The organism is Nonomuraea sp. CA-141351 (assembly GCF_050944675.1).
Taxonomy (GTDB): domain Bacteria; phylum Actinomycetota; class Actinomycetes; order Streptosporangiales; family Streptosporangiaceae; genus Nonomuraea.
In genome coordinates this window covers 6,538,233-6,563,982 of sequence record NZ_CP191982.1, presented here as the reverse complement: position 1 = coordinate 6,563,982, position 25,750 = coordinate 6,538,233, and the positions used below count along the sequence as shown (strand labels likewise).

The 25,750-nt window shown below is 68.8% G+C and carries 25 protein-coding genes and 2 pseudogenes; 17 read left to right on the top strand and 10 right to left on the bottom strand.

What is annotated here, in order from left to right:
- The first annotated feature begins 1 nt into the window (after window position 1).
- The 3 genes from ACQPWU_RS31155 to ACQPWU_RS31145 are packed head-to-tail and all read left to right on the top strand — an operon-like array spanning window position 2 to window position 3,485.
- A complete protein-coding gene (locus ACQPWU_RS31155; RefSeq protein ID WP_433427843.1) occupies window positions 2-967 on the top strand; it encodes a carbohydrate ABC transporter permease in 966 nt (321 codons plus the stop codon).
- The gene (locus ACQPWU_RS31150; RefSeq protein WP_433427840.1) at window positions 964-1,770 is read left to right on the top strand and encodes a carbohydrate ABC transporter permease; all 807 of its coding nucleotides are present in this window, start codon (window positions 964-966) and stop codon (window positions 1,768-1,770) included. Before ACQPWU_RS31155 ends, ACQPWU_RS31150 begins: the two co-directional genes overlap by 4 nt.
- Before the next feature lie 17 nt (window positions 1,771-1,787).
- Window positions 1,788-3,485 carry an amylo-alpha-1,6-glucosidase gene (locus ACQPWU_RS31145; RefSeq protein WP_433427837.1) on the top strand — a complete coding sequence of 566 codons (1,698 nt, stop codon included), beginning with the start codon at window positions 1,788-1,790 and terminating at the stop codon, window positions 3,483-3,485.
- Here the strand turns inward: ACQPWU_RS31145 and ACQPWU_RS31140 are convergent.
- From ACQPWU_RS31140 to ACQPWU_RS31130, 3 genes are all read right to left on the bottom strand, one after another.
- Entirely contained in the window at window positions 3,454-5,286 is a 1,833-nt protein-coding gene (locus tag ACQPWU_RS31140; RefSeq protein WP_433427835.1) for an RICIN domain-containing protein, read from the bottom strand. The two genes, ACQPWU_RS31145 and ACQPWU_RS31140, sit on opposite strands and share 32 nt — an antisense overlap.
- 287 nt (window positions 5,287-5,573) lie before the next feature.
- On the bottom strand, window positions 5,574-6,116 hold the full coding sequence (locus ACQPWU_RS31135) for an SMI1/KNR4 family protein (RefSeq protein ID WP_433427832.1): 543 nt from the start codon (window positions 6,114-6,116) through the stop codon (window positions 5,574-5,576).
- Window positions 6,117-6,191: 75 nt separating this feature from the next.
- Complete coding sequence (locus ACQPWU_RS31130) at window positions 6,192-7,046, bottom strand: alpha/beta fold hydrolase (protein ID WP_433427829.1); 855 nt, start codon at window positions 7,044-7,046, stop codon at window positions 6,192-6,194.
- A 176-nt stretch (window positions 7,047-7,222) separates the two neighbouring features.
- Between ACQPWU_RS31130 and ACQPWU_RS31125 the strand changes: the two genes are divergently transcribed.
- Window positions 7,223-8,155 carry a TetR/AcrR family transcriptional regulator C-terminal domain-containing protein gene (locus tag ACQPWU_RS31125; protein WP_433427826.1) on the top strand — a complete coding sequence of 311 codons (933 nt, stop codon included), beginning with the start codon at window positions 7,223-7,225 and terminating at the stop codon, window positions 8,153-8,155.
- Between the two features lie 131 nt (window positions 8,156-8,286).
- Here the strand turns inward: ACQPWU_RS31125 and ACQPWU_RS31120 are convergent, their stop codons facing one another.
- Both ACQPWU_RS31120 and ACQPWU_RS31115 read right to left on the bottom strand, forming a co-directional pair.
- Window positions 8,287-9,048 carry a sensor histidine kinase gene (locus ACQPWU_RS31120; protein WP_433427825.1) on the bottom strand — a complete coding sequence of 254 codons (762 nt, stop codon included), beginning with the start codon at window positions 9,046-9,048 and terminating at the stop codon, window positions 8,287-8,289.
- Between the two features lie 33 nt (window positions 9,049-9,081).
- Window positions 9,082-9,804, bottom strand: coding sequence for a sensor histidine kinase (locus ACQPWU_RS31115; RefSeq protein WP_433427822.1), 723 nt, complete (start codon window positions 9,802-9,804; stop codon window positions 9,082-9,084).
- A gap of 482 nt (window positions 9,805-10,286) precedes the next feature.
- Here ACQPWU_RS31115 and ACQPWU_RS31110 point away from each other — a divergent pair, with 482 nt between their 5' ends.
- The 9 genes from ACQPWU_RS31110 (at window position 10,287) to ACQPWU_RS31070 (ending at window position 18,182) form a co-directional block, all read left to right on the top strand.
- Window positions 10,287-11,489 (top strand): low temperature requirement protein A, encoded by a 1,203-nt coding sequence (locus ACQPWU_RS31110; protein ID WP_433427820.1) that lies wholly within the window; start codon window positions 10,287-10,289, stop codon window positions 11,487-11,489.
- Between the two features lie 148 nt (window positions 11,490-11,637).
- Window positions 11,638-13,368 carry an L-aspartate oxidase gene (locus ACQPWU_RS31105; RefSeq protein ID WP_433427817.1) on the top strand — a complete coding sequence of 577 codons (1,731 nt, stop codon included), beginning with the start codon at window positions 11,638-11,640 and terminating at the stop codon, window positions 13,366-13,368.
- Between the two features lie 159 nt (window positions 13,369-13,527).
- Window positions 13,528-14,283 carry an SDR family oxidoreductase gene (locus ACQPWU_RS31100; RefSeq protein WP_433427815.1) on the top strand — a complete coding sequence of 252 codons (756 nt, stop codon included), beginning with the start codon at window positions 13,528-13,530 and terminating at the stop codon, window positions 14,281-14,283.
- Window positions 14,284-14,332: 49 nt separating this feature from the next.
- Window positions 14,333-14,770, top strand: a complete 438-nt coding sequence (locus ACQPWU_RS31095) for a cupin domain-containing protein (protein ID WP_433427813.1) — start codon at window positions 14,333-14,335, stop codon at window positions 14,768-14,770.
- A gap of 120 nt (window positions 14,771-14,890) precedes the next feature.
- Window positions 14,891-15,160 carry a hypothetical protein gene (locus tag ACQPWU_RS31090; protein ID WP_433427811.1) on the top strand — a complete coding sequence of 90 codons (270 nt, stop codon included), beginning with the start codon at window positions 14,891-14,893 and terminating at the stop codon, window positions 15,158-15,160.
- Between the two features lie 140 nt (window positions 15,161-15,300).
- A complete protein-coding gene (locus ACQPWU_RS31085) occupies window positions 15,301-16,110 on the top strand; it encodes an alpha/beta fold hydrolase (RefSeq protein WP_433427809.1) in 810 nt (269 codons plus the stop codon).
- A gap of 28 nt (window positions 16,111-16,138) precedes the next feature.
- Entirely contained in the window at window positions 16,139-17,059 is a 921-nt protein-coding gene (locus ACQPWU_RS31080) for an RNA polymerase sigma-70 factor (protein ID WP_433427807.1), read from the top strand.
- Between the two features lie 197 nt (window positions 17,060-17,256).
- Window positions 17,257-17,640: a hypothetical protein gene (locus ACQPWU_RS31075; RefSeq protein WP_433427806.1), complete on the top strand. Its 384-nt coding sequence runs from the start codon at window positions 17,257-17,259 to the stop codon at window positions 17,638-17,640.
- A 50-nt stretch (window positions 17,641-17,690) separates the two neighbouring features.
- Window positions 17,691-18,182 carry an Ohr family peroxiredoxin gene (locus ACQPWU_RS31070; protein WP_433427803.1) on the top strand — a complete coding sequence of 164 codons (492 nt, stop codon included), beginning with the start codon at window positions 17,691-17,693 and terminating at the stop codon, window positions 18,180-18,182.
- 289 nt (window positions 18,183-18,471) lie between these two features.
- On the opposite strand, the gene ACQPWU_RS31065 is transcribed toward ACQPWU_RS31070, so the two are convergent.
- Window positions 18,472-18,984 carry an isochorismatase family protein gene (locus tag ACQPWU_RS31065; protein WP_433427800.1) on the bottom strand — a complete coding sequence of 171 codons (513 nt, stop codon included), beginning with the start codon at window positions 18,982-18,984 and terminating at the stop codon, window positions 18,472-18,474.
- A gap of 341 nt (window positions 18,985-19,325) precedes the next feature.
- On the opposite strand from ACQPWU_RS31065, the pseudogene ACQPWU_RS31060 reads away from it, so the two are divergent.
- Window positions 19,326-20,477 (top strand): annotated as a pseudogene (locus tag ACQPWU_RS31060) (Tn3 family transposase); the annotation flags it as partial.
- A 10-nt stretch (window positions 20,478-20,487) separates the two neighbouring features.
- A complete protein-coding gene (locus ACQPWU_RS31055; protein WP_433427797.1) occupies window positions 20,488-20,694 on the top strand; it encodes a hypothetical protein in 207 nt (68 codons plus the stop codon).
- Between the two features lie 102 nt (window positions 20,695-20,796).
- On the opposite strand, the gene ACQPWU_RS31050 is transcribed toward ACQPWU_RS31055, so the two are convergent.
- Together ACQPWU_RS31050 and ACQPWU_RS31045 are read right to left on the bottom strand one after the other, a co-directional pair.
- Entirely contained in the window at window positions 20,797-22,002 is a 1,206-nt protein-coding gene (locus ACQPWU_RS31050) for an MFS transporter (RefSeq protein ID WP_433427795.1), read from the bottom strand.
- An 18-nt stretch (window positions 22,003-22,020) separates the two neighbouring features.
- Window positions 22,021-22,827, bottom strand: a complete 807-nt coding sequence (locus ACQPWU_RS31045) for an MBL fold metallo-hydrolase (RefSeq protein ID WP_433427792.1) — start codon at window positions 22,825-22,827, stop codon at window positions 22,021-22,023.
- 210 nt (window positions 22,828-23,037) lie between these two features.
- Between ACQPWU_RS31045 and ACQPWU_RS31040 the strand changes: the two genes are divergently transcribed.
- On the top strand, window positions 23,038-23,466 hold the full coding sequence (locus ACQPWU_RS31040) for a MarR family winged helix-turn-helix transcriptional regulator (RefSeq protein ID WP_433427789.1): 429 nt from the start codon (window positions 23,038-23,040) through the stop codon (window positions 23,464-23,466).
- A gap of 229 nt (window positions 23,467-23,695) precedes the next feature.
- On the opposite strand, the pseudogene ACQPWU_RS31035 reads toward ACQPWU_RS31040, so the two are convergent.
- Window positions 23,696-24,004 (bottom strand): annotated as a pseudogene (locus ACQPWU_RS31035) (helix-turn-helix domain-containing protein); the annotation flags it as partial.
- Between the two features lie 75 nt (window positions 24,005-24,079).
- A complete protein-coding gene (locus ACQPWU_RS31030) occupies window positions 24,080-24,535 on the bottom strand; it encodes a MarR family winged helix-turn-helix transcriptional regulator (RefSeq protein WP_433427787.1) in 456 nt (151 codons plus the stop codon).
- Window positions 24,536-24,658: 123 nt separating this feature from the next.
- On the opposite strand from ACQPWU_RS31030, the gene ACQPWU_RS31025 reads away from it, so the two are divergent.
- Window positions 24,659-25,666, top strand: a complete 1,008-nt coding sequence (locus tag ACQPWU_RS31025) for an NAD-dependent epimerase/dehydratase family protein (protein WP_433427784.1) — start codon at window positions 24,659-24,661, stop codon at window positions 25,664-25,666.
- Window positions 25,667-25,750 lie beyond the last annotated feature (84 nt).

Genomic DNA, 25,750 nt, shown 5'->3' with positions numbered 1-25,750 from the left:
CATGAACCGAGTCACGCAGACGCAGGCGCGTCCTGCCGCCCGCGGCTCCGTACCGGCGACGGGACGGAGCCACCGGGCGGCACGCGCGCGGTCCGGCCAGTGGGCGGCATGGGCTTTCCTCGCCCCGGTCGTGCTCTACCTGCTGGTGTTCTACACCTATCCGCTCTACCGCAACGTCGATCTGAGCCTGCGCAACTACACGGTCCGCTCGTTCGTGCAGGGCGATGCCCCGTTCGCCGGGCTCGCCAATTACGCGAAAGTGTTCGCCGATGCGACCTTCGGGCCCGCGCTGTGGCACACGGTGGTGTTCACGCTGGTCTCGCTGGCCTTCCAGTTCACCATCGGGCTCGCGCTGGCGCTGTTCTTCCTGAAGAACTTCCGGCTGTCCGCCACGCTCAGAGGGTTGTTCCTGGTGCCGTGGCTGCTGCCGCTGATCGTGTCCGCCTCGACGTGGTCGTGGATGCTGAACAGCGACTCCGGAGTGGTCAACGCCGTCCTGGCCTGGTTCGGGATCGGGCCGGTCAACTGGCTGACCTCGCCGGACTGGTCGCTGTGGTCGGTCATCATCGCCAACATCTGGATCGGCATCCCGTTCAACCTCGTGGTGCTGTACTCCGGGCTGCAGGCGATCTCGCCGGCCATCTACGAGGCGGCCGCGCTGGACGGGGCCAACGGCTGGCAGCGGTTCTGGAAGGTGACGTTCCCGCTGCTGCGGCCGGTCTCGGCGATCACGCTGCTGCTCGGCCTGGTCTACACGCTGAAGGTGTTCGACATCATCTGGATCATGACCAAGGGCGGGCCGAGCGGGGCCTCGACCACGTTCGCGACCTGGTCCTACCGGCTCGGGTTCGGCAACCTGGTGCCCGCCTTCGGACCCGGCGCCGCCGTGGGCAACCTGCTCATCGTGACGGCGCTGGTCTTCGGGCTGATCTACATCCGCGCCCAGCGAAGGCAGACTCTCGCATGAGGCGCCTCAAGACCGCGATCGGGCTGGTGCTCACCGCCGTGATGTTGTTCCCGGTCTACTGGATGATCAACGTGTCGTTCACCCGCGACCAGGACATGCGCAAGAGCCCGCCGAACTGGTTCCCGGTCGACGGCACCCTGGACGGCTATCGGACGGTGCTGGACCAGCAGCTGCCCTACCTGGGAGTGAGTCTGGTCGTCGGGCTCGGCACGGTGGCGCTGACGCTGCTGCTCGCGGCGCCGGCGGCGTACTCGCTGGCCAAGCTGCGCCCGCGCGGCGGCGGAGCGCTGAGCTTCGTACTGCTGATCGCGCAGATGATCCCCGGGATCATCATGGCGATGGGCTTCTACGCCATCTTCCTGTCCACCGGCGTGCTCAACACCGTCCCCGGGGTGATCGTGGCCGACTCCACCCTCGCCGTGCCGTTCGCGGTGCTCATCCTGACCACGTTCATGTCCGGCATCCCCGAGGAACTGCTGCAGGCCGCCCGCACCGACGGCGCCGGGGTGGTGCGTACGTTCGTCTCGATCGTGCTGCCCGTCAGCCGCAACTCGATCATCACGGTGTCGCTGTTCGCGTTCCTGTGGGCGTGGTCGGACTTCGTCTTCGCCTCCACCCTCGATCAGGGCGGCGACCACCAGCCGATCACCCTCGGCATCTACCACTACATCGGAAACAACAACCAGGAGTGGAACGCCATCATGGCCACCGCCGTGATCGCCTCCATCCCGGCCACCATCCTGCTCGTCGTCGCCCAGCGCTACGTCGCCGCCGGCGTCACCGCAGGCGCCGTCAAAGACTAAGAAGGGACCCTCGCTTCATGACCGTCGCCGCTTCAGGCCCGGTGTTCTACCTGCGGGACATCCCGTTCAGCTACCGCGGATCCTGGTTCGGCTTCTCGCCCGTCGTGGGGGAGAAGACCTACGCCGAGGACGTGCACCTGGTCTCGCACCAGACCGGCATGCACGCGATCCTGCGGCTGATCCCCACCGCCGAGACCGCCGTCACCGCCACCCCGCACCAGCTCACCTGGGCCGGCGACGACGGCCGGATCGACCTGGCCTACGAGAACCCCGACACCGTACGCGTCAAGGGCCGCGGCCTCGGGCTCCGCCTGCTGGCCGCCGACCCCGTACTGACGCCGTTCAGCGGCCCGTACTTCTACCAGGAGCCCGTCGACGGCTCGTACGTCTTCACCGTCTACCAGACCGGCCGCCGCTACCGGATCACCCTCCTCACGGGGCAGGCCGAACATCTCGGCACGCAGGCGCTCGGCACCGCCGAGCGTGGTCTCGTCCTCAGCGGCGAGTGGGAGATCGCGATCGAGGAGTACGAGACCGCCCGCGCCCCCTACGTGAGCACAGGCTCCTTCGAACAGGTGGCCAAGGCGGCGCGCGCCGAGTTCGACGCGTTCGCCGAGGCGGTCGCGCCCTGGCGCAGCGACCGCACGCCCGCCGCCGAATTGGCTGTCTACGTGCTGTGGTCGGCGACCGTCCGCCCCGCCGGGTTCGTCACCCGGCCCGCCGTGCTCATGTCCAAGCACTGGATGGACAAGGTGTGGAGCTGGGACCACTGCTTCAATGCCATCGCCCTCGCCGAGGGGTTGCCCGACCTGGCCTGGGACCAGTTCCGGCTGCCCTTCGACCATCAGGACGCCGCCGGCGCGCTGCCCGACTCCGTCACGCACTCCGAGATCCTCTACAACTTCGTCAAGCCCCCCATCCACGGCTGGGCCCTGCGCCACCTCCCTCCAGCGCCCGGCACCTACCCGCTACTGGAACGCTGGACCGCCTTCTGGCTCGACGCCCGGCGCGCCCCCGGCCGGGAGCTGCCGCACTACCAGCACGGCAACGACAGCGGCTGGGACAACGCCACGACCTTCGACCCCGAGCGGGTGGTCGAGACCGCCGACCTGGCCGCCTTCCTCGTGCTGCAGCTGCGCGAGCTCGCCCGCCTCGCCACCGACCCCGACACGTCCGCCCGGTGGACCGAGCAGGCCGACCGGATGCGTGACGCCCTCCTCGCCGAGTTGTGGGACGGCGAACGGTTCGTCGCCCGCGGTGCGCTCTCGGGCCGTACCTGGTCGAGCTCCAGCCTGCTCGACCTCATGCCGATCGTGCTGGGGGAGGAGCTGCCGCGATCCGTCCGGGAGGCGCTGGCGGCCCGGATCGAGGGACACCTGACCGCGTTCGGCCTCGCGACTGAGCTGCCTGCCTCTGAGCACTACCAGGACGACGGGTACTGGCGCGGCCCCATCTGGGCTCCCTCGACCGTCCTGATCGAGGACGGTCTGCGCCGCGCCGGATACCCGGACCTGGCCGACGAGATCAGCGCCCGCTTCCGTGCGTTGTGCGAGAAGTCAGGATTCGCCGAGAACTTCGACGCACGCACGGGGGAGGGGCTCCGCGACCGCGCCTACACGTGGACAGCGAGCGCCTACCTCATCCTCGCCGCCGCTCACGAGCGGCGGATCGGAACCGGCGCGGTCATCGGCCCCAGAGCCGCCACGTCTGGTTGAGAGGACTGGCCTGGCCCGCCGGGTTACAGGTCCATTGGTGGATGGGAGCCCGGGCCGCGGTCGAGATGGTGCTGACGTCGACGCACTTGCCGCTGTGGCGGGCTACGAGCTGGTAGTCCCGGGCGTCGTTGCCGGCGTAGGTGACCTTGCGCAGGGTGAACTGCTGGTTCTGGGCTCCGCCGCTACACGCCCACTGGTGTACCGGGGCGCCGTCGGCCGTGGAGTTCGCGCTCACGTCAAGGCACTTCCCGCTCTGCTGGTTGACCAGCGTGTAGGTGTCGGCCACGCCGGCGACCGGCCGGAAGTTCCACAGCTGCTGATCGCCGCCCTCACAGAAGAACTGCTGCTGCACGTTGCCATCGGCCGTGCTCAGGTTGGTGTTGTCCAGACACTGCTGGGAGTGCTGCGCGACTGCGACGGACTGGAAACCGCCGTCGGAGGGCGGCAGCAGGGTGATGGTGAACGTCTCGTCGGCGTTGGTGTGCGGCAGGTTCAGCGCGGCGCCGTTGCCGGACAGCGTCAGGACCGTGTTCTGAACGGTGATCGGCCCCTGGACCGCTCCGCCGCCGTTGTAGGGGATGCGCTGCACGATCGCGCGGACCTGGTTGTTCTGCACGATGCCACTCGTGGTGTCGAGCCGCCGGAGGTTGACGGCGATGTTGCCGGTCGTCCCGCCGCCGCCCACGAGGATCCTGGCCGCGCCGGTCGCCTTGGTGGCGAAGGCGTCGTACGACAGGCTCGGGGTCACTGAGACGGTCTGACCGGTCTGGGAGGCGTAGAAGCGGTAGACCCACCATTCGCCTCTGGGCAGGTGCTGGCCGGCGCTGTTGCGGACGAGCAGGTTCGCCAGATCGTTGTGCAGGTTGCCCGCGCTCGCCCAGTTCGCGCGCAGGCCGTCGGCGCCCGCCCGCTCCAACCGGGCGATGTACCACGCCCCGTCTCCCGGATTCTGCTCATTGGATGCCGCGTATTCGTTGATCTGGTACGGGCGCGGATGCGGGATGCCGCGCGCGTCGAGAGTGGTGTTGGCGGCAGCGACGTTGGCCACCGGGTCACCGGGGAGGGAGTGCCAGCTGACGATGTCGGGGGCCACGTTGTTGGCGCGGACGAAGTCAAGGTAGGCGTTCCACCAGGCGTGCGCCGTGGAAGGCACACAGGCGCAGCTGGGACCGACGATCAGGTGGCTGGGGAAGGCGGCGCGGATGCGCTGGTAGCTGCGGCGCCACAGCTCGAAGTACTGGGACTGGGAGCGGTTCCAGAACAGGGAGAGGTTCGGCTCGTTCCAGATGTCCCACTGGACGGTGATCCCGGCGGCCCGCACGTCGTTGATCAGGCGGGTGAGGAAGGCGTCGTAGTCGGACCAGTCGCCGTTGTCGCCGGGAAAGCGCGAGATCGGGTACCCGTCCGCTCCCCACAGGTCGTGGGGGAGGATGATGAACTGGCCGCCGAGCGCGATCGTCCGGCGGGCCTGGGCCAGCGTCGAGTTCCATCTGCGCTCGTAGGCGCCCGACACCCAGCCGCCGGGTGAGCCGAGCTGGGCACCGCCGGCGCGCATGTACCGGAACTTCACGTCGCGGAAGAAGTGGTCCGCCGGTCCTGAGGCGTTCTCCGTCATGCCGTAGATCCACCCGGACGCGCGGTAGGCCGGGGCGCCGCCGGTCACGGCGAAGTCGACGCTGATGGATTCGTCCGCAGCGTGCGCCGGGACGGCCGGGAGGATGACGGCGATGAGCATCGCGACCAGGAGCCGGGCGGCGAATGCGAGCCGTCTCCTGAGGTGCTGTTGGGTGGTCGTCATCATGGGTTACTCCTCCGGGAGCGGGGGGTTGGAGGCAGAAGGACCACGAATGTGCGACTCGTCCTGCTGAACGAGAGCGGAAGCCGAACGAGAGGCCTCACTACTCGAAGCGATGAACCGATTCGAGCGCATGGAGTTGAAGCTCAACAGGCCTTGAATCCGGATGAGGGTCTTACGAGTGCTCTCTTGAGCGAATCGATTCGATCGGATCGTAGATCTCTCGCTGGAAACGTGTCAATGGCGTGTCAGCGGAATGACTTTCAGGTTGCGCAGCGCCAAGCGAGTCTCGCTCAGCGGCACATCGCGTCGATGAGATCCGGGAAATGCGGGAACTCTGCTCGTGCGGCAGTCACGATCTGGGCGGGGGTACGGCGGCGGCCGGGTGCGTGTCGCTCGGCGATCGTATGGAAGGCCTCGTTCGGCTGCGTGGGGGAGCCAGGATCCGCGAAGGCCTCGGCGGGGCCCAGACCGGCGGCGAACAGCCAGAGGAGGTCGCCGAGGTCGCGGGCGATCACACCGCGCTCCCCCTCGGAACCGATGTGGACGACAGGCTGGTCGATGATCGCCGCATCCGGCCGTACCAGCCAGAAGCCGGTGTAGTCACCCGATCCGGTCGTGCCGAAGAAGCGGAACTCGCTGCCGTCGACCTCTTGGTTGCCGGTCCACAGGCGGAACCACCACGCCGTCCGGTCGGGCTCCTCGAACTGACCGTATGGCTCGAAGTCACAGCCGCGAGCCTCGTCGGTCTCCTCGTCCCACTCCCACTCGAAGCCGACCTCGGCCACCTCGGCCAGGGCAGTGGGCAATGCGAGATCTGCACGTGTGTCCGCCACCCCGAAAGATTAAACGATCACTGGAAGCTGCTGCGCGAAACGTGGTGATTCGAGCGTGGAGGTGCGAGCCGATGGTCAGCCCTCGATCTGGACGCCCGGCCGGGCGTGCGCGGCGAAGAACCCCAGAACGGCATCCGCGATCTCGCCTGGCTTCTTCTCTGGCGCGAAGTGGTCGAGCGTACGGAATGTCGCGCTCTCGGAGCGGGGAATCGTCGCGGCCAGCCGGGTGAGGGCGACGGCCTGCCGGCCGGTGGCACGCCCCTTGCCGCGCATGATCAGGGTGGCTGCGGCGATCTCGCGGTAGTCGGCCAGCCGGCCGTCGAGCCGCCCCACCTCGGCGTGCTCGCTGATCGCCTGGGGCATGAGCGCGCAGTTCTGCCGCATCTCGGCACGGGGGATCGCGCGCCGCAGGATGATCCGGAGAAGGCGACGCGGAAGTCGTCCCGACTGATCCGGGTTGATCCCGCGGACGAAGGTGATGAAGGCCTCGAAGTCCGCGCCCTCGGAGACTTCGCGGCGCGCACGATCGATCCAGTCGACCGGAATCGACCCGTCGACCGACACTCCGGGCTCGTAGACGGCGACCGCGTCGAACGCCGGATTGCCGCACGCGGCTCGCAGGGCCACCAGCCCGCCGAAGCTGTGCCCGAAGATCAGCCGCGCGCCGGTCTGCGCGCGGACCGCCTCGATGTCCTCGCACTCCCGCGCGATGCCGTACCGGTCTCCCTGCGGGCCGCTGCCGCCACGGCCACGCCGCTGCACGATGTGCACAGTGTGCCGGGCCGCCAGGAGCCCGGCGAGGGCGGTGAGGTCGGAGGCCACCGCGAGCGCTCCGGGGACCACGATGACGTGGGGCCCGTGCCCCGCGCTGAGGTACTCGACGGGCGTGCCATCCGCCGATGTCACCATCCGAGTGGCCAGATCAGACATGGTGCTTCCTCTCTCGTCTCGCTCGTCGCCCGAGCGATGCTTACAATGTACGCAGCAGTGTCGGATCCAGGGCGGGCAGCGCATCGCGAGGTAGTGCGCTTCGTACGTCATCGCAGTAGACGGGGTAGTACGGTGGCCCGCTGCTGCGCCGACCGCACTAGTACACCTGGAGAGTCATGACGGATCGAGCGCTCTACCTGCGCATCGCCGACGAGATCGCCGGCGACATCCGGAGCGGGCGACTGGCGGAAGGCCGGCCGGTGCCGTCCACCAGGCGGATCGTCCGGGACTGGGGTGTCGCGATGGCCACCGCCACCAAGGTGATCGGCGCCCTGCGCACAGCGGGCCTGGTGGAGACGGTCCCCGGCAGCGGAACCGTCGTGCGACGGCGGGACGAGCAGGCCGCCGGGACGGCCCACCACGTGACTGCCGGAAAACGGGCCCGGCGCGCCGGGCTGACCCAGAGGGACATCGTCGAGGCCGCCGTGCGGATCGCCGACAACGATGGGCTGCCGCTCGTCACCATGCGGCGAGTGGCCGTCTCCCTGAACGTCTCCACGATGGCGCTCTACCGCCACGTCCCCAACAGAAGTGACCTGACACTGCGGATGACCGACAGCGTGTTCGCCGGAACCAAGGTGCCCGAGATCCCGATCACAGCCTGGCGGCGACGCCTCGAGGCTGCCGCACATCTCTTCTGGACCGTCTTCAGTCGCCACCCGTGGGCCGCCGAGGTGTTCTCGCTGAGCCGCCCGCAACTCATACACAACGTGCTGCCGCTGGCCGAGTGGTCGCTCGGCACGCTACGCGCGATGGGCTTCGACGCGCACGACATGGTGTGCGCGCACATCAACCTGTTCGGGCACGTGCGCAGCATGGCGCTGGTCCGTCTCGCGGAGGGACAGGCGGAGGAGGACACCGGGGTGTCGGCGGACGACTGGATGCGCCTCCAGGGCGACGGTATGCGGCGGTGGTTGTCGTCGGCCGGACTCGGCTACGTCGCGCGGGAAAAGTTCGACTTCGACCTTGACACGGTCTTCGAGTACGGGTTGCAGCGCATGCTCGACGGCATCGACGCCCGCCGCCGCGCTCTCGGGCTACCGGGCTGACGCGCGGCCGAGGTGTGGCCACCGCCCCTGGCTGCGAGATCGCCGGCAGCAGGGTGACGGCGTTGGTGCCAACCTCCCGTGCGCCCTGGCCGGGCCGGCGTCATCCAAGTCCACGGCCTCGGCTGACATCGTCATCGACGGCCGTTACAGATACGTGAGCAAGGGGGCTGACTGTCGATGAGGGGAGTACCGGATCGGCGGACGAGAGGAATGCGGAGCACGAAGCATGCGCCACCGTCGGTCGAGTCCTCGACGTGCAGGGTGCCATGGTGGGCCGCGGCGATGTCGCGGGCGATGGCCAGGCCCAGACCGGCGCCTCCGCGGTCGCGGCTGCGGGCGGTGTCCAGGCGGGCGAAGCGCTGAAATATGCGTTCGCGGTCGGCCGGGGGGATACCCTGCCCGTCGTCGGCCACGGTCAGTTCCGCATGGTCGCCTGCGCGGCGCAGGTCCACCTCCAGCCTGTGTGTGGCGTGACGTCGCGCGTTGTCCAGCAGGTTGGCGAGCAATCGGGCTATCTGCCAGGAGGCGGCTTCCACCGTGACCGCGGCTTCGAGATTGAGCCGCACGTCATGGCTCTCGGTCCACCGAGCCGCCACTGTCTCGACCAGGGTCGTCAGATCCACCTCCTCCAGCCTTCTGCCGAGGTCGGCCTCGAGGGTGGCGAGCAGGAGCAGGTCACTGATGATGTTCTCCAGCCGGTCGAGGTCGTCCGTCACGTGGTTCAGCAGATCGGGCAGGTCGACGTCGTCCGGGTGCAGCCGTGCCTCCTCCACTTGCACGCGTAGCGCGGTGAGCGGCGTACGCAGCTCGTGTGAGGCATCGGCGGCGAATTGCCGTTGCCGATCCAGCAGTTGCTCCGCGAACAGGGCGGCGAAGTCGATGTTCTGTCCCATCAGGTTCTCTTTTCCAGACGCGCCCAGCCGGGCTCATGGATCCATGGCTTCGTGCGGGCTCCGGCCCTTACCTCGACCGGCCGGAGCAGTCGAATCTTCGAGGGGAAGGCACAGGACGAATCTGGCGCCGCCGGTCTCGGACTCCCCGGCATGCAGGCTGCCGAGGTGCGCCTGGGCGATGTCGCGGGCGATCGCCAGGCCCAGGCCGGTGCCGGCGTGGTCGAGGCGGCGGGCGGCCTTCAGCCTGGTGAAGCGCTGGAAGATCCGTTCTCGCTCGGATTCCGCGACTCCTTCTCCGTCGTCGGTCACCGTCAGTTCGGCGTGGCCGCCGTCGCGGCTCACCCGTACCTCGACCAGATGCCGGCCGTGCCGTTGGGCGTTGTCCAGCAGGTTCGTGAGCACCCGGCCGATCCGGATCGGGATGGCCTGGACGGTCACCCCGGACTCCAGCCGGAGTTGGACCGCGATGCGGTCGGTCCTGCGGGCGAGCTCGTCACGGACCAGTTCGGCGAGATCGACACGCTGGGGCCTGATGGGTGGGCCGGCCTCCATCTCGGCGAGGACCCGCAGGTCGGTGATGATCGCATCCAGGCGGTCGATGTCTCTGAGCGCCCGGGCGAGCAGGTCGCAGAGGTCGGTCTCATCGGGATGCAGGCGGGCCTCCTCCAGTTCCGCGCGTAGCCCCGCGACCGCCGTGCGCAGTTCGTGTGAGGCGTCGGAAGCGAATCGCCGCTTCTTGTGCAGTTCGCGCTTCATCTCACGCATCTTGGCGGAGGGCGTTCGGATCGCAGACGCGGTCCGGCCGTCACCAGATGGCTGCGGAACCTCGCAGTCATACAGGGGCGTCGGGCGTGCCGTCACAGCACGTACTCCTTCCATTGCATTCACATTCCGTGCGTCATCTGAAAGCCGCTGTGGGGCAGGTACTGCACGCCGTCGACGTCGATGTTCGATGCCCCTCGTGGTCAGGCTCGGCGAGCGTGCCGGACCGATCAGGCCGGGCTGCCGATGACCGCGATCTTCGTGGCGGATCTTGTCGGTAGGACATCCGCTTCCGTTCGGCTACCAGCTAAGACAGGGCAGCCTTGCGGTCTGTGACAGCTCAACGACGAGCCATTCTCGGGCCGCGTTGTCACAGATCGAAATGCTGCCCTGTCTTTCAGGCGAACTGGACATTGCGAAGCGACAGGAGCGAGACCTTGCCCCCATCCGGCACCACCATCCGAATCCGAGTCCGGATGAGCGCTCGCCCCATCGACGAGCCGCACCGCGCTTCGAGCCAGCTCGAACTGCTGTTCGACCTCACTTTCGTGGTCGCGGTCGCCAGCGTCACCGCCCAGCTCGCGCACAGCATCGCCGACGGTCATGGCCTGGCCGGGTTGCTGCCGTTCCTTCAGGTGTTCTTCTCGATCTGGTGGGCGTGGATGAACTTCACGTGGTTCGCCTCGTCGTACGACACCGACGATGTCGCCTACCGGCTGCTGACCATGGTGCAGATGGCCGGCGTGCTGACCCTCGCCGCAGGCGTGCCCGCCGCGGCCGGTCACTCCGACTACGGGATCATCACCCTGGGCTACGTCATCATGAGGATCGGGCTCGTCGCCCAATGGCTGCGGGCCGGGGTCGAAGACCCGGCCCGGCGGCGTACCGCGCTGCGCTACGCCGCCGCCATCAGCCTCCTGACGATGGGCTGGGTGCTTCGCTTCCTGCTCGCGGAAACGGGCGCCCTGCCCTCATTCTCTGGACTGCCGCTCATCATCTGCCTGGATGTCCTGGAACTCGCGGTGCCACTGTGGGCGGAACGGCCCAGGGCCACCACCTGGCACCCGCACCACATCGCCGAGCGCTACGGCCTGTTCACGATCATTCTGCTCGGTGAGAGTGTCCTGGCCGTGAGTAGGGGAGTCGAAGGAGCGCTTGAAGCGGGCGAGATCAGGGGGCCCTTCGTCGTCATCGCCGGCTGCGGCCTCGTCCTGCTGTTCGCCCTTTGGTGGCTCTACTTCCTCGTACAGGCCGGGGAGGGGCTCAGTGACCGCCGTCATCGGTCGTACCTGTGGGGGTACGGTCACTACGGCATCTTCGCGGCTCTGGCGGCCCTCGGCGCCGGGCTTGAAGTGGCGGTGGAGCAGAGCGGGCGCGAGGTGGAGGCGTCGTCGCTGGCACTCGGTTACGCGGTCGCCATCCCGGTCGGTGTATTTCTCACCCTGCTACGGGCGGTGCACGCGCTTGTCGTCGCAGAGGCCGTCATCTATCCCGCGGCGGTCCTGGGCTGCGTCACCCTCATCTTGTTGCTGCCACTCGCGACGCCCTGGATCGGCATGGCCGCCGTGGTCGCGGCGATCACGGCCATCTGCGTTCTGCTGCTTGCCGTCACGATCACGACAGCGGCCGCCCGAGCGCGTCGTCAGGGCCCGCAGCCCTCCAGCTCCGGCGAGTCGTGAAGTAGACCACACCCACCAGGCCGAACAGCGCGACGCGACCCAGGGGCCTCGTACGGGGGCGATCGTGCACCGGCCTGGACGTCACAAATCACGCCGCTACCCGGTCTTGCTTCCGTAATCGCTTTCACCGATGCGCCAAAGGAGCACCATGCACTCGCCAGAGAACCGGATCGCCACGTCCGTCCTGGTCATCGGCACAGGAGGAGCGGGGCTACGGGCCGCCATAGAGCTTGCCGAGCGAGGGGTCGGCGTCCTGGCCGTGGGCAAACGGCCGAAGGCGGACGCGCACACCTCGCTCGCGGCGGGCGGCATCAATGCGGCGCTCGCCACGATGGACCCCGAGGACACCTGGCAGCAGCACGCGGCGGACACCCTCAAGGAGAGCTACCTGCTCGCCAACCCGCAGACGGTGCAGATCGTCACCGAGGGGGCCGCTCAGGGCATCGAGGACCTCCAGCACTGGGGCATGCCGTTCGCCCGCGAGCAGGACGGGCGGATCTCGCAGCGCTTCTTCGGCGCCCACACCTACCGGCGCACCGCCTTCGCCGGGGACTACACCGGACTCGAGATCCAGCGCACCCTGATCAACCGCGCGGCGCAGCTCGATGTCCCCATCCTCGACACCGTGTACATCACGCGCATTCTCGTCCGCGACAACGCGGTCTTCGGCGCGTACGGGTTCGACCTGACCGATGGCACCCGCTACGTCATTCATGCCGACGCGGTGATCCTGGCCGCCGGCGGCCACACCCGGATCTGGCGGCGCACCTCCTCTCGGAGGGACGAGAACACCGGCGACTCCTTCCGCCTCGCAGTCCTGGCCGGCTGCCGTATCCGCGACCCCGAACTCGTGCAGTTCCACCCATCCGGTCTCATCGCACCCGAGAACGCGGCCGGCACCCTGGTCTCCGAAGCGGCACGAGGCGAAGGCGGAATCCTGCGTAACCAACTCGGTGAGCGGTTCATGTCCCGGTACGACCCGGAGCGGATGGAGTTGTCCACGCGCGACCGCGTCGCACTGGCCGCCTACACGGAGATCAAAGAAGGCCGCGGAACGCCGAATGGCGGCGTTTGGCTGGATGTGTCGCATCTGCCGCGCGAGACGATCATGACGCGGTTGCCGCGCGTCTACCAGACGCTCCTGGAACTGCAGATGCTCGACATCACCAAGGAGCCGATCGAGATCGCGCCGACCGCGCACTACTCGATGGGCGGGGTCTGGGTGCGGCCAGATGACCACGGCACGGGCGTCGGCGGCCTGTACGCGATCGGGGAGGCGGCCAGCGGCCTGCACGGCGCCAACCGCCTGGGCGGCAACTCCCTCATCGAGCTCCTCGTCTTCGGCCGCATCGTCGGGCAGGCGGCGGCCGAGTACTCCGCGGGCCTCGACGCCCAGCGCCGCTCACCCGAGGCCCTCGACGCGGCCCGGGCGGAGGTGGACGCCCTCCTGGCCGCCGACGGCCCCGAGAACGTGCGCTCACTGCAGCGAGCCCTTCGCGACATCATGACGGAGTATGCCGGGGTGGTGCGCGACGAGAGCGGCCTGCGCAAAGGCCTCGCCGAACTCGCCGCGGTGGAGGCGCGCATCGCCGATGTCGGCGTGCATCCGGACATCGCCGGCTTCCAGGACCTGGCCCACGCCTTCGACCTGAAGTCCGCAGCGCTCGCCGCGCGCGCGACGGTCGAGACCGCACTTGAGCGTCGCGAGACCCGCGGCTGCCACAACCGTTCCGACTATCCAGAGCTCGACCCCGCACTGCAGGTCAATCTGGTGTGGTCCGGCCCCGGATCGGTGGAGCGGGAGGCCATCCCACCGATTCCCGCCGAGATCGCGGCGCTCATGCGCGAGGTCTCAACCGCCGGAAAACTCGTCGAGTAGCCCGCTCGGCACCGCGCAGGCATCGTCGCAGGTCAGTGGGTATGTCTAGACCGGACATCGAAAGAATTTCACGGCGACTGTCACAAGCCCGGAGGCTGCCCTGTCTTAGCTGGCGACCGGTTGGCACATGGGTGCCCCGGCGGACAGAAAGGATTTGCCATGAAGATCGTCGTAATCGGCGGGACCGGCCTGATCGGGTCGAAGGTCGTGGCGAAGCTGGGTGAGCACGGTCATGAGGCGGTGGCGGCGGCGCCGAGCACCGGTGTCAACACCCTCACCGGCGAGGGGCTGGCAGAGGTGCTGGCGGGCGCGTCGGTGGTGGTCGACCTGTCGAACTCCCCCTCCTTCGAGGAGGTCGCCGTACGGGAGTTCTTCGAGACCTCCACCCGCAACCTGCTCGCCGCGGAGGCGGCGGCCGGCGTCGGCCACCACGTCGCGCTGTCGGTGGTGGGAACGGAGCGGCCGCCCGGCAACGCCTACTTCCGGGCGAAGATCGTGCAGGAGCAGCTGATCGAGAAGTCGTCGATCCCGTTCTCGATCGTGCACGCCACCCAGTTCTTCGAGTTCGTCCGGAGCATTGCTGACGAGGCCACGGACGGCAATACGGTGCGGATGGCGCCCGTGCTCTTCCAGCCCATGGCGGGCGATGACGTCGCGCAGGCGGTCGCCCGGGTCGCGGTGGGGACGCCGTTGAACGGCATGGTCGAGATCGGCGGACCCGAGCAGTTCCTGATGGATGAGTTCTTCCGCGACGTGCTGGCCGGCTGGGGTGATCCGCGCGAGGTGGTCACCGACCCGCACGCGCACTACTTCGGAGCCGAGGTGCTCGAGCGCTCGCTGGTGCCGGATGACGGCGCCACCCTCGGCGAGATCCGCTACCGCGACTGGCCCGGCCGGAACGCGGCCAGGAAGTAGCGCGTCTCGCCGCGGCTCCACCACTCCTGGATCACGAAAGGTAGTTCCCATGCCCGATATCGACCCGGCGGCCACCGGGCCCAAGCCGCGATCGACCGCGTGGCAGACGGCGCTGACCTTGCTGCAGGAGGCCGAGCCGCCATTCATCCCGAAGGGTGCTCACGCGATGACGGTGGTCATCGAGTACCCGCCCGGCGACCCGGGCACGCCGCCGCACCGGCACTCCGGGCCGGCGTTCGGCTTCGTCCTGGAAGGCGAGATGTTGCTGGAGCTGGAGGGTGAGCCGGAGCGGGTGGTGCCCGCGGGAGAGGCGTTCTGGGAGGCGGGCGGCGATGTCATCCATTACCAGGACGGCAACAACCGCGACGACATCCCGCTCCGCTTCACCGTCACCATGCTGTGCGAGCCAGGCAAGCCGATGCTCACCTTGGTGGACGAGGAAGAGCTCGCCCAGCGCAGGGGCCGCCGCGCCCCGCGTCCGTCCTGAGCGCGGACGGGCTGTTTACACCATGACGACAGGTGGCACGCCATACCGGCCACCTGTCGCGGCAGCGCGAGTCCGGCCGCACTGACCTGGCTGGCCGAGGTATACGAGCCGTCGGCCGACATGCCGGACATCCCACGTAAAGCCATGCATGGAGGAATGATGAGCGCTCCGAGCGGCGAGGATGACTTTCTGTATGAGCTCCAGCTCGAGGTCGAGGCGGAAGTGACCCTGGTCGAGGCGAGCCATCCTGAGGGCGCCGCCGGCCTGCCGGTCACCGAATGGCTGTTCGATCCGACGGACGCCGAGCGAGAGGAAGTCGGCCTGCGGGGTCTGCTCGACGCGGTCGAGGCGCTGGAGGACGGCTCCCGGCCCGACGATCACGGTGCGTGACATGTCCGAGGCGTCACTCGCCCGGGCTCATCTCGGTCGGCGGCGACATGACCGCCGCGCGACACCCACGCCGCGCGAGCCGCCACCGCCCAAGCCATCGAGGTCCTCAGGATCGCCCTGAACACCAGAAAGGCGCACTCATGACCACCGCGGAGCAGCCCGTCATCGTCCTGGTACACGGCGCCTTCGCCGAGTCGGCCGGCTGGAACCGCGTCATCCAGCGCCTGCACGACCACCGACTCACCGTCGTCGCGGTGGCGAACCCGCTGCGCAGCGTGGAGGGCGACGCCGCGTACCTGCGCGACGTGATCGCCGGCATCGGCCGCCCGGTCGTCCTGGTCGGTCATTCCTACGGCGGCATGGTGATCAGCCAGGCGGCGGCCGGCAACCCGGCCGTCCGCGCCCTGGTCTACGTCGCCGCCTTCGCCCCCGAATCTGGCGAGAGCGCACTGCTGCTGTCCGGTAAATTCGAAGGCGGCACCCTGGCCAGTGCGCTGGTCGCCTATCCGGTGGCCTCCGGCGGCAACGAGTTCCGCATCGCCGCGGACAAGTTCAACCACCAGTTCTGCGCCGGCCTCGCCGCCGGCGAGGCCGCGCTGATGGCCGCGACGCAGCGGCCGGTGACCGAGCGGGCGCTGACCGACGGGCTGACGGTGAGCGAGGCGGGCTGGCGTACCAAGCCCTCCTGGTTCGTCCACGGCGGGCGCGACCTCAGCATCCCGGCCGCGGCGCTGCGGTTCATGGCCGAACGGGCCGGCTCACGGGGCACCCGCGAGATCGCGGACGCCTCGCACGCGATCGCGGCGTCCCAGCCCGAGGCCGTGGTCGCCTCCATCCTCGACGCCGTCGGCCATGTGCGGGGTCGAACGGAGGTCGCCCGGCCGCGTGACGGATCGTCGGCCGGTGGTGAAGAGCCGCCGGTCGGCTGCGAATCGATGTGGATAAGTTGACGCCAACGTAGTGAAGGCGGGGGTAAAGATGCATGTTGAATCTCTGGAACAGGCAAGCGCACTCGAACGGGCTGCCGCCGACTTCGTCGAGCTGCGTCCGCGTCTGTTCGGCATCGCCTATCGGATGCTCGGGAGCGCGGCCGAAGCCGAGGACATCCTTCAGGAAGTCTGGTTGCGCTGGCAGAACACCGACCGCGCAACCATCGAGAACCCCTCGGCCTTCCTGGCGTTGATCACCACCCGCCTGGCCATCAACGTCGCTCAGTCCGCCCGTTCGCGACGCGAAACCTACATCGGGCCCTGGCTCCCCGAACCCGTCGACACCAGCCTCGACCCCACACTGGGCGCCGAACGGGGCGAGGCGCTCGAACTCGCCTTCCTGCTGCTGCTCGAGAGGCTCACCCCCACCGAACGGGCCGCCTACGTGCTGCGCGAGGCCTTCGTCTACCCCTATACGCAGATCGCGGACATCCTTCAGGTCTCCCTGGTCAATGCCCGCCAACTCGTGAGCCGCGCCCGCAAACGTCTCACCGCCGCACGACGCGAGCCCATCGACAAGACCGAACATCGACGCCTCCTGGCGGTTTTCCTGGCCGCCGCCCAAACCGGAAACATCGCCGCCCTCGAAGACCTCTTCGCCGCGGACGTCGTCAGCTCCTCCGACGGCGGCGGCATCAGAGGGGCGGCGCGGTTCCCCCTGCTGGGCAGCGCCCGCGTGGCGAAGTTCCTCGCCACGTACGCGCCACGGTTCTGGCCGGGCACCGAAATGACCTGGGTCGAAGTGAACGGGCGCGCCGGTGTGCTCGTCCCCCGCAACCGCACCGACGTCACTCTTCTCACCATCGAGGCCTCGCCGGAGGGAATCCACCACGTCATGTGGATCGTCGACCCGGCCAAACTCGGGGCGTTCGAGCGGTCACGCTCCCGGGGGGGACGCCGGCACATCTGACAGGGGCTAGACGGTCGCCTCTCGTGATCGCCCCGGGGACGTCACACCAAGACCGGCTGCCCGGTCTTACTGCCGACGCCGAAAGAACAGAGGACATCGTGCGGACGACCCCGTTGGCCGGTTGCCATGCCGGCACCTCCACAGCATGGAAACAGGAGAAGCCGCGCCCCTTCTCCCAGCTGCGAGGGCAGCAGGATATGACCGAAGTGAGCGCCGGGACGCCGGCGGAGACGCCCAGCGGCACCCCGCGACCCGGCACGGCCGGAGCACCCGCCACCAACGGTCCGGCACGCCGGCCCGAGCCCGCCACTGGCACGGCACACCAGCAGGCCAGGTCGAACCAGGCGATGATCGTCAGACACGACCGTGTCGCGCGCCGGTTGGCCGCGGCCTGCGACATGGGGGACACAGCGGCGCTGCAGGCGGTCCTGGCCGCGGATGCGATGGTCGTGAGCGATGGGGGCGGCAAACTGCGCGCCGCCGTACGCCCCACCTACGGCGCGGACGCGGTCGCCCGGCCCGTCACCGATGTGTGGATCGTGCTGAACCCCGACAAGTTGCAGCGCTGGCACCGCCCATGACCAGCGTGCCCTCACCACAGGCGCCTCGCATGCCGTTGAAAGGTTTACCGGTGAACGACCCGACATTGTCCACGGAGCACGACTTCAGCGGCTCCGCGTTCAAACCGCTCTACGTCACGCGCGTCGCCGTGAGCGGCGGGAGCTCCGCCCACGGCCGGGCCACCGGCCGGGCCCGCTCCGCCGACGGCGCCCTCGACCTGGAGTTGCGGATGCCCGAGGAACTGGGCGGCGACACCACCGGCCCCAACCCCGAACAGCTCTTCGCCGCCGGATACGCCGCCTGCTTCCACGGCGCCCTCAGCCTGCTGGCCCGCCGGCACCTCCTCGACCCCGGATCGATCACCGTGGAGGTAACCGTCGCCTTCGGCCGCGACCCCGCCGACGGCGGCTACCAGCTACGCGCCGACCTCGTCGTGACCTGGCCGGGAGTCGAACGTGACACGGCCACCCCGCTGCTCGCCCAGGCGACCGCGCTGTGCCCCTACGCCAAGATGACCCGCCAGGGAATCCCCGCCACCATCAACCTCGCCCCCGGCCCGTGATTCCAGTAGACGCTGCGACCCTGTCAGGCAGCCGGCTCAGCTCGCCGGGCTGAACCGTTCACCACCACCGGAGACGCGATGTCCTTGCCACAGGGGTGACCCACAAGGTCCCCGGCCGAACTCGACACCAGCGGATGGCGCCCGTTCGGCCCTGGGCCGCGCCGCGAGGAGGCGTCGGCGGGATGACGGCTGGAGCATGCCGCAGGCGTCCGTCGGGGGCCGTCCGTCATGGGCTGACCCCTCCTCGTCCCTCGGCTGGGTCCTGCAGCAGTTTGGACCCGTACCGATGTCAGTCCAGCGCTGCCACGACCTCGGTGCTGGTGCAGACAGTAGCGATGCGCGGGAAGATGTACTCGAAGGCGAACTCATGGGCGCGCGTGTCGAGCCCGGTGACCGCGTCCTCGGGCAAGATCACTTCAAAGCCGAACTCGTCGGCGAAACGCGCGGTCTGCTCGACGCCGAAGTTCGTGGCGATCCCGGTGATGATCAGGGTGTCGATGGCGTGCTTACGCAACGCCTCTTCCAGCCCGGTGTTGTGGAATGCGCCCCAGCTGCGCTTCACGATCTCCAGGTCGCCGGACACCCCTTCCACCAGTTCGCTGCCCGGTGGCTGCTCCGCAACGCCTGGCCGCTCGACCCGCACGGCGACAACAAGACCTCCCGCCTTTCGCACTGCGTCGGCCAGAGCGAGGGAGCGGCTGACCACGGCAGGTCCGGAATGCGGTGCGGTGGGCTGCTCAACGATGCGCGTCATCAGGTCGATGAGCAGCAATGCGGTGCGGCGGGGATCCAGTTTGTCCATGATCGGCATGGTAGCCGCCTAGATCGAGCTTCGAGTCTGTGGATTTGGAGGGCGACCCCATCGCCGCCGTAGAGACGCCAGCCGGGACGCGACGGTTGCTGCCCCTGAGCGGCATGCTCAAGCACCAAGGCCCTGGTCGCGGCCGACTGGCCCTGTCACTGGCTGCACGGCCAGGACCTGCCGCCCCATGGGACACGTTGGACTGGAAGTCCGGCCCCGGCTAGGAGTGAAACCGGCCGCTGGTGATTCGCCCGAGCACCTGCCCACACTCTGGGTGCAGTCGGTGGCTCGCTCCCGCGCCCTCGTCGCGGTGGCTCCGGCCGACGGCGGCCGGGAGCCGGCGCTGGGGCTCGGTGCCGCTGATCGACATGCTCAAGGAGGCGGTGCTGCGCACCGGCTGCCTGAAGGCGGTCACCTCGGTGGTGGGCGGCTCCAGCCTCAAGCCCGAGGTCCTGGCCGAGCGGCTGATGCCGGCGATCTTCGGGTACGGCACCAACACCGGGATCCGGGCCGTGTCCTCCGGTGGCTACGCCCACAGGGAGGACGACATTCGCTACGTCCGGCGCCGCTATCTGACCCCGCAGGTCGCCACCGACATCGCGATCGCCATCGCGAACGCCGCCTTCACCGCCCGGAACGTGGAGCTGTGGGGCGAGGGGACGGCCGGGTCCATGGTCGTGCACTCCCAGGCCCTGCGCGCCTCAGCCTCGGAAGTGCACGCCATGATCGAGGGCGCGGTCCGGCACGGCACCACCATGAAAGTCGAGGGCAACTACGTCGATTCCCACGGCCAGACCGAAATCGGGTTCGGCGTGACCCGGCTCTTGGGCTTTGACCTGCTGCCGCGCATCAAGCAGATCAACAAGGTCAAGCTCTACCGCGTGGAGAGCGGTGAAAGCGACCCGTACCCGCGCCTGACACCGGCGATGACCCGGCCGATCCGCTGGGATCTGATCGAGCAGAACTACGACCAGATGATCATATACGCGACCGCGATCAAGCAGGGCACCGCCTCCACCGAGGCGATCCTGCGCCGGTTCACCGAGTCGGCCTCGCACCCGACCTACCAGGCCATGCTGGAGGTCGGCCGGGCGCAGAAGACCATCTTTGTCGCCCGTTACCTCCGTCTGCGCGAGCTCCAGCGGGAGATTCAGGAAGGGCTCAACGTGGTGGAGTCCTCCAACGGCGCCAACAGCGTCATCTTCTACGGCAAGGGCGGCGACATCGCTACCAACCGGCGCGAGGAGCTGGAGATGAGCGTCTTGTGCCTGCGCATCCTGCAGGCCGCGCTGATGTACATCAACACCCTGATGCTGCAGCACGTCTTGGCCGAGCCCGAGTGGGCCACGCTGCTCAAACCCGCGGACCGGCGCGGGCTGACACCGCTGTTCTGGCAGCACGTCCAGCCCTACGGCGAGGTACGGCTGGACGTCGCCAAGCGTCTGCCGCTGGGCGGCGGCGAGGGTGCTGCCCAGCGGCGCCAACCGGAGTAGCCCAGATCCTGTGGCTCTTTCCGACACGGGCAGGGCCGGGTGGGACTTGCGCGGCGCTCGCGCGGTCGCCGTGCCGTTCCCGATCGTGGTCGCCGCCGCGGCGATCCTCGGCTGGCTGGTGCACCGGCTGGCCCCGCACGTCTTCAAGCGCGGCAACGGACACGACGGCGACGGCGGGCCGGCGCCGTCGATCCCGGACGACGCCCTTGGTGACTGAACTGCGCCGATCGAAACCCCGCTGGACCGCACAGGCTGGGCTGCGCGGGCTGGAGCGCGCCGGACCCCGCCGCCGTACGGTCGAGCGGTCCGGCGCGCCCGGTCATCCCGCTCGCCGCAGCAGCTGCGCCCCGGCGGTCATCGCCGCCGCTGCAGCGGCGGCGGCCACGGCGGCGACGAGGGCGGTAGCCAGGAATCCGAAGGCGCTGGAGAGGGCACCGAAGGCGAACGGTGCGATGGTGGCGCCCGCGTAGACGCCGATCTGCACGGTGTGCCCGGCGTCCTCGGTCCGGCCGGGTACCAAGCGCAGCGTGGTGGCGAGCAGGAGCCCGGTCCAGCCCCAGCCCGCGGAGAAGGCCAGGATCGCACCGAGAACGAACGTCGTTGACGTCCCGATCGCGATCAGTGCCAGCCCGAGCCCGCCGGTGAGCATCATGGTGACGATTACCGCCGAATTGCGGCGCGGAGCCCGGTCGGTGAGCGCCCCGGCGGTGATCCGTATGGCGATGGCGAACAGGGCGCTGAGCGACAGCAGATTACCCGTGACGGTGGTGCCAAGCCCGGAGTGGGTGCCCAGTTCGACGAAGTACGTGGCCACCGCGTTGTTGCCGGTCGCGGAGAGCGCCGCGGCCAGCGCCCAGAGCCCGAGTACCCGCCCGACCGTCCGTTGCTTGTCGCCGGTCTCGTCGGCCTCCTTCGGCCTTACAGGAGACGGGCCGCCGGGTGCCCGGGCAAGCGGGGCGAGCGCGGCCGGAACGAGCGCGGCGATACCCGCGACAAGCAGGGCGGTCCGCCAACCGTACGCCGGGAGGACCAGGGCGACGAGCAGGCCGGGGACGAGGGTGCCCGCCCCTAGCGCCGCGCCGATCATGCCGGCGGCCAGCGAACGCCGGTGTTCCGGGACGCGCGCCGCGATCAGCCGGCCCGCCACCGGCTGGACGAGTGCGTTGCTCAACCCGCCCACCAGCAGTATCGCCGTCAGCATCCCCGGCCCGGTCACCCGCGACGCCACCAGCATGACCGCCGACGCGACCAGCGCCGCGACGGCGAGGACCGTGGGGACCGGCAACCGCGCTGCCACCCGTTTGGCGACGGGTGAGCCGAAGGCGGTGGCGGCGTAGAAGAGGCTCATCGCCAGTCCGACGGCGCTGCGGGAGGTGTGCAGGTCTGCTTCGATCGTCGGGGCCAGCGCCCCGATGGTGAAAGCGGGCATCCCCGCCACGGTCGCAGTCAGCGCGGTCGCGATGATTCCCGGCCAGTGCCGTGCAGGCGAGCGGGTGGGTAGGCCGCGGGTGATTGTCGTTGTCATGGTCGATCTTGGGGCGGGTCAGACGTCCAGGGGGCGCCAGGCGGGGCTGGCGCCGTCCCGGCGGACCTGTCCGAAGACCGCATCGGCGAAGTGGATGCCAAAGCCGATCGTGTCGGGCTCTTCCAACTCGGCAACGAGTTGATGACGATGCTCGGCGGACTGCGCAGGGTCATGATCGTAGAGGCAGGACCATTCGGGGTGGTCCACCTGGATCGGTGAATGCAGGGCATCGCCGAAGGCGATCAGCCGGGTTCCGTCCCCGGTGATGACGTACTGCGTGTGCCCGGCCGTGTGTCCACCGGTGATCTGGACCCGCACGCCGGGGAAGACCTCCTGCCCGTTCGTCACCGTACGCACGCGCGGTGTCAGCGCGGTGGCCTCCTCCGCGGTGATGCCCTGCGCGAACAGGTCGCGTTGGGCCCATTCCGGTTCGGCCACCACATACTCGGCTTGGGTGAACACGGGCTGGTCACCGCCCGGCGCGGGATGCCAGGCCCAGCCGAGGTGATCGATGTGCAGGTGGGTGAAGGCCACCGCCTCGATCTCTTCCGGCCTGCGGCCGAGCTCAGCCAGGCTGTCCAGCAGCGCGCCACCGTAAACGGCGCCGTTCGGACTTCCCGGCTCGGCCGGCAGCGACACCGGCCCCCACCCCGCATCGATCAACAGTGCGCGGTCGCCGTTCTCCACCAGGAGACCACCGATACTCGCCACAAGATGGCCGGAGGCATCCAGGTACTGCGGGTGGGCGGCCCAGATCTCATCGGTGGTGTCCGGCAGCCAGCTGCGCGGCCTCCCCTGGATAGCCCCGTCCGGCACGAAGGACACCCTCGTGTCGCCCAGCCATACCGAGCGGATTCCCGCCGGCCGCCGCAGCCGCTCGTCCTGGTCAACCGCGGAGTTCTCCATGGTCGCGTTCCCTTCTGCGGGTCAGGTCATCGCCGCGTCCTCGCCGGCAACCAGGCCACCATAAGCATCAAGCTTGAAACGGTCAAGCTTGAAATATGTCGGCTTGATGGACTTGCTACGATGGGACGCATGACCACGCCCCCAGAACCGCAGGCCATCGCCGAGCGGGAGCTGTGCGGTCTGGTGAACGGACTGGCCCAGCAGATCGCCGATCACGTACGCGAACGCGCGGTCACCTTGGGCCTCACCTCGGCCCAGGCGACCGCGCTGCGGGAGATGACCGGACCAATGACCATGCGAGAGCTCGCCGAACGCATGAGCTGCGAGCCCTCCAACGCCACCTTTATCGTCGACAAGCTCGAAAAACAGGGCTTGATCGAGCGCCGCGCGCACCCCACCGACCGTCGCGCCAAGCAACTCGTCCTCACCCCGGAGGGCAACGCCCTCCGTGAACGGCTCCTCGAACTCCTCGTCCAGGACTCACCGCTGGCCGGCCTCACCACCCAGCAGCAGCGCGCCCTTCAGGACCTGCTCGAACAAGCCATCATCCGCTCATGAGTTGACGCCGGCACACCCTGTCAGCCCCCACTCGGGTCCGCGCGAGCAGGCTGGCCTCGGCGCTCATCGCCGAGGCCAGCAACGACGGAGCATGAAGCCGCCATGCCGTCACATCGCGGCTACGCGGTTCCCGGCACCAGGACGGCAGCGACCGTGAGGCTCGGGCAGCACGGCGGCGAACTTGGCTTCGCCGCCGTAGTAGGCGATCGGGGGCAGCACCGTGCTCCTCCTACGCCGAGACCGGCTTGTCGGGATCGAGGTGGCGGTAGATGGTGGCGCGGCTGACGCCGAGCTGGTCGGCGATTTGCTGGACGGTGTAGCGGCGCTTGCCGTCGTCACCCGTCATCTCGTACAACGCGCGAGCCATCTCCACGCCGTGGGCGTCCAGTGCCGGTGGGCGCCCGCCGACGCGGCCGCGCGCTCGGGCCGAGGCGAGCCCTTCGAGGGTTCCCTCGACGATGAGTTCCCGGAGAAACTCGTCGAAGGCGCCGAACATGTGGAACTGCAAGCGCCCTGACGACGTAGAGGTATCGATGCCCTGCTTGAGCGTACCGGCGCCCCGAGTCGTGCGGTCAGCGGCGTGCTCGCCTGTTCAACTGCGTGGGCGAGCGGGTCAGAGAGGACGCCGATCCGGCGCCTCGTGGGTGCTGAGAATCCGCAAGATATCGACCAGCGTCGACAACTGCTCGGCGGTGAGCGGCCTGAACAGCTCTTCCGCCGCCGCTTCATAGCTGGTCGCCCAGCTCTGCGCCAGCGCGGCCCCTTGCGCCGTCACGTGAAGGAGCACGGATCGGCGGTCGTCCGCGCTGGTCCGGCGTTCGAGCAGTCCGTCGCGGACGAGCGCGTCGACCAGGGTGGAGGCGGTCCCCTGCGCGATGCCGACCGCGAGGGCGAGTTCGGTGAGGCGCACAGGCTGCGAACGCGCCACCTCCACCACCAGGCGGGACCTCGGTGTCGACACCCCGTGCTCGCCCAGACGCTCGTTGAAGTGACGTACGAGAACCTTCGCCGTACGGCTGAACTCGTCGGCGACCTGCGCGGCGGTCACGCTCTTCCTCTCGCGCGGCATCGCCCACCTCCTCCTTGACGCACCCATCGTACGAGAGATTACATAGACGCCGATGCATTGATATCGAAATATTAGATGTCAATGTTTTCAGGTGCAGTGCGGTCAACCACGAGGAGCGGAAGCATGAAGATCTTCATCACCGGCGGCAGCGGTTTCGTCGGCGGCGTTGTCGTCCATCGCCTCATCGCCGAAGGACATGAGGTCATGGCACTTGCCAGATCAGGCGCGAGCATCCAGCGCGTACGCGCGGCTGGAGCTGAGCCCGTCCCCGGCGATCTCAGCGACCTCCGCCAGGCTGACTCCTCAGCGCCGACCTGGCTCGCCAGGCTGGAAGAGGCCGACGCGGTCGTGCACGTCGCGGCGCATATGGAGTTCTGGGGACCCGACTCGCTCTTCGAACGGGCCAATCACGTGCCCACGGTCGCCCTGCACGCCGCGAGCGTCGCGGCCGGGGTGCGACGCTTCGTGCTCATCAGTGCCGCGTCCGTCTCCACGGGGAGTCAGCGCCGTCCTGTCGTGGACGAGTCGACCCCGGAAGGCCGGCCGAACATCGCCTACAGCCGGGTCAAGCTGGCCACCGAGCGCGCGCTCCTGGAAGCCCGCGACGGGAACACCGAGCTGGTGGTGCTCCGCCCGCCGTTCATCTGGGGTCGCGGAATGACGACGATCAACGAAATGGTCAAGGTCGCCGAGGCCGGACGGTTCGCCTGGATCGATCACGGCCGGCACATCGTCGACTTCGTGCACGTCGAGAACCTGGCCGGCGCCGTGCTCCGCGCGCTCACGCGGGGCCGCCACGGTGGGATCTACTACGTGACGGACGGTACGCCGACGCGTATTCGAGACTTCCTCACTCCCCTGCTGGCGACCCGCGGCGTGGACCTGTCCAAGAGCCGCAGCGTTCCTCTGGCGGTGGCGGCGCCCATGGCGGCGATGATGGACCGCACGGCACGCCTGCTCCGGCGCAGGTCGGCGCCCCCGCTGACGAACTGGCTCGTGAGCTTCACCGGCCGTGACCGTTCCTACGACATCACCGCCGCAAGGCGGGAGTTGGGCTACTCGCCGGACGTGACGCTGGAGAAGGGCCTGGCGGAGATGAGCTTCTCTCACAGCGATGGTTATCTTGGGTAGTCAAGCAAAATAGCTGGTCAGCTGCTTGAAGGTCTGTCAGTCACGTCAGGCAAGCAGGTTCGGCGCGGTTCCGTTGGGTGGCTG

What these genes read in the sequence shown, in the direction of transcription:
- ACQPWU_RS31130 (WP_433427829.1), bottom strand. Translation starts at nt 7,046, where the DNA reads ATGTCTGATCTGGCCACTCGGATGGTGACATCGGCGGATGGCACGCCC.
- ACQPWU_RS31150 (WP_433427840.1), top strand. Translation starts at nt 964, where the DNA reads ATGAGGCGCCTCAAGACCGCGATCGGGCTGGTGCTCACCGCCGTGATG.
- ACQPWU_RS31095 (WP_433427813.1), top strand. Translation starts at nt 14,333, where the DNA reads ATGCCCGATATCGACCCGGCGGCCACCGGGCCCAAGCCGCGATCGACC.
- ACQPWU_RS31145 (WP_433427837.1), top strand. Translation starts at nt 1,788, where the DNA reads ATGACCGTCGCCGCTTCAGGCCCGGTGTTCTACCTGCGGGACATCCCG.
- ACQPWU_RS31100 (WP_433427815.1), top strand. Translation starts at nt 13,528, where the DNA reads ATGAAGATCGTCGTAATCGGCGGGACCGGCCTGATCGGGTCGAAGGTC.
- ACQPWU_RS31115 (WP_433427822.1), bottom strand. Translation starts at nt 9,804, where the DNA reads ATGAAGCGCGAACTGCACAAGAAGCGGCGATTCGCTTCCGACGCCTCA.
- ACQPWU_RS31110 (WP_433427820.1), top strand. Translation starts at nt 10,287, where the DNA reads ATGAGCGCTCGCCCCATCGACGAGCCGCACCGCGCTTCGAGCCAGCTC.
- ACQPWU_RS31140 (WP_433427835.1), bottom strand. Translation starts at nt 5,286, where the DNA reads ATGATGACGACCACCCAACAGCACCTCAGGAGACGGCTCGCATTCGCC.
- ACQPWU_RS31040 (WP_433427789.1), top strand. Translation starts at nt 23,038, where the DNA reads ATGACCACGCCCCCAGAACCGCAGGCCATCGCCGAGCGGGAGCTGTGC.
- ACQPWU_RS31075 (WP_433427806.1), top strand. Translation starts at nt 17,257, where the DNA reads ATGACCGAAGTGAGCGCCGGGACGCCGGCGGAGACGCCCAGCGGCACC.
- ACQPWU_RS31065 (WP_433427800.1), bottom strand. Translation starts at nt 18,984, where the DNA reads ATGGACAAACTGGATCCCCGCCGCACCGCATTGCTGCTCATCGACCTG.
- ACQPWU_RS31105 (WP_433427817.1), top strand. Translation starts at nt 11,638, where the DNA reads ATGCACTCGCCAGAGAACCGGATCGCCACGTCCGTCCTGGTCATCGGC.
- ACQPWU_RS31085 (WP_433427809.1), top strand. Translation starts at nt 15,301, where the DNA reads ATGACCACCGCGGAGCAGCCCGTCATCGTCCTGGTACACGGCGCCTTC.
- ACQPWU_RS31080 (WP_433427807.1), top strand. Translation starts at nt 16,139, where the DNA reads ATGCATGTTGAATCTCTGGAACAGGCAAGCGCACTCGAACGGGCTGCC.
- ACQPWU_RS31025 (WP_433427784.1), top strand. Translation starts at nt 24,659, where the DNA reads ATGAAGATCTTCATCACCGGCGGCAGCGGTTTCGTCGGCGGCGTTGTC.
- ACQPWU_RS31090 (WP_433427811.1), top strand. Translation starts at nt 14,891, where the DNA reads ATGCCGGACATCCCACGTAAAGCCATGCATGGAGGAATGATGAGCGCT.
- ACQPWU_RS31030 (WP_433427787.1), bottom strand. Translation starts at nt 24,535, where the DNA reads ATGCCGCGCGAGAGGAAGAGCGTGACCGCCGCGCAGGTCGCCGACGAG.
- ACQPWU_RS31155 (WP_433427843.1), top strand. Translation starts at nt 2, where the DNA reads ATGAACCGAGTCACGCAGACGCAGGCGCGTCCTGCCGCCCGCGGCTCC.
- ACQPWU_RS31120 (WP_433427825.1), bottom strand. Translation starts at nt 9,048, where the DNA reads ATGGGACAGAACATCGACTTCGCCGCCCTGTTCGCGGAGCAACTGCTG.
- ACQPWU_RS31050 (WP_433427795.1), bottom strand. Translation starts at nt 22,002, where the DNA reads ATGACAACGACAATCACCCGCGGCCTACCCACCCGCTCGCCTGCACGG.
- ACQPWU_RS31125 (WP_433427826.1), top strand. Translation starts at nt 7,223, where the DNA reads ATGACGGATCGAGCGCTCTACCTGCGCATCGCCGACGAGATCGCCGGC.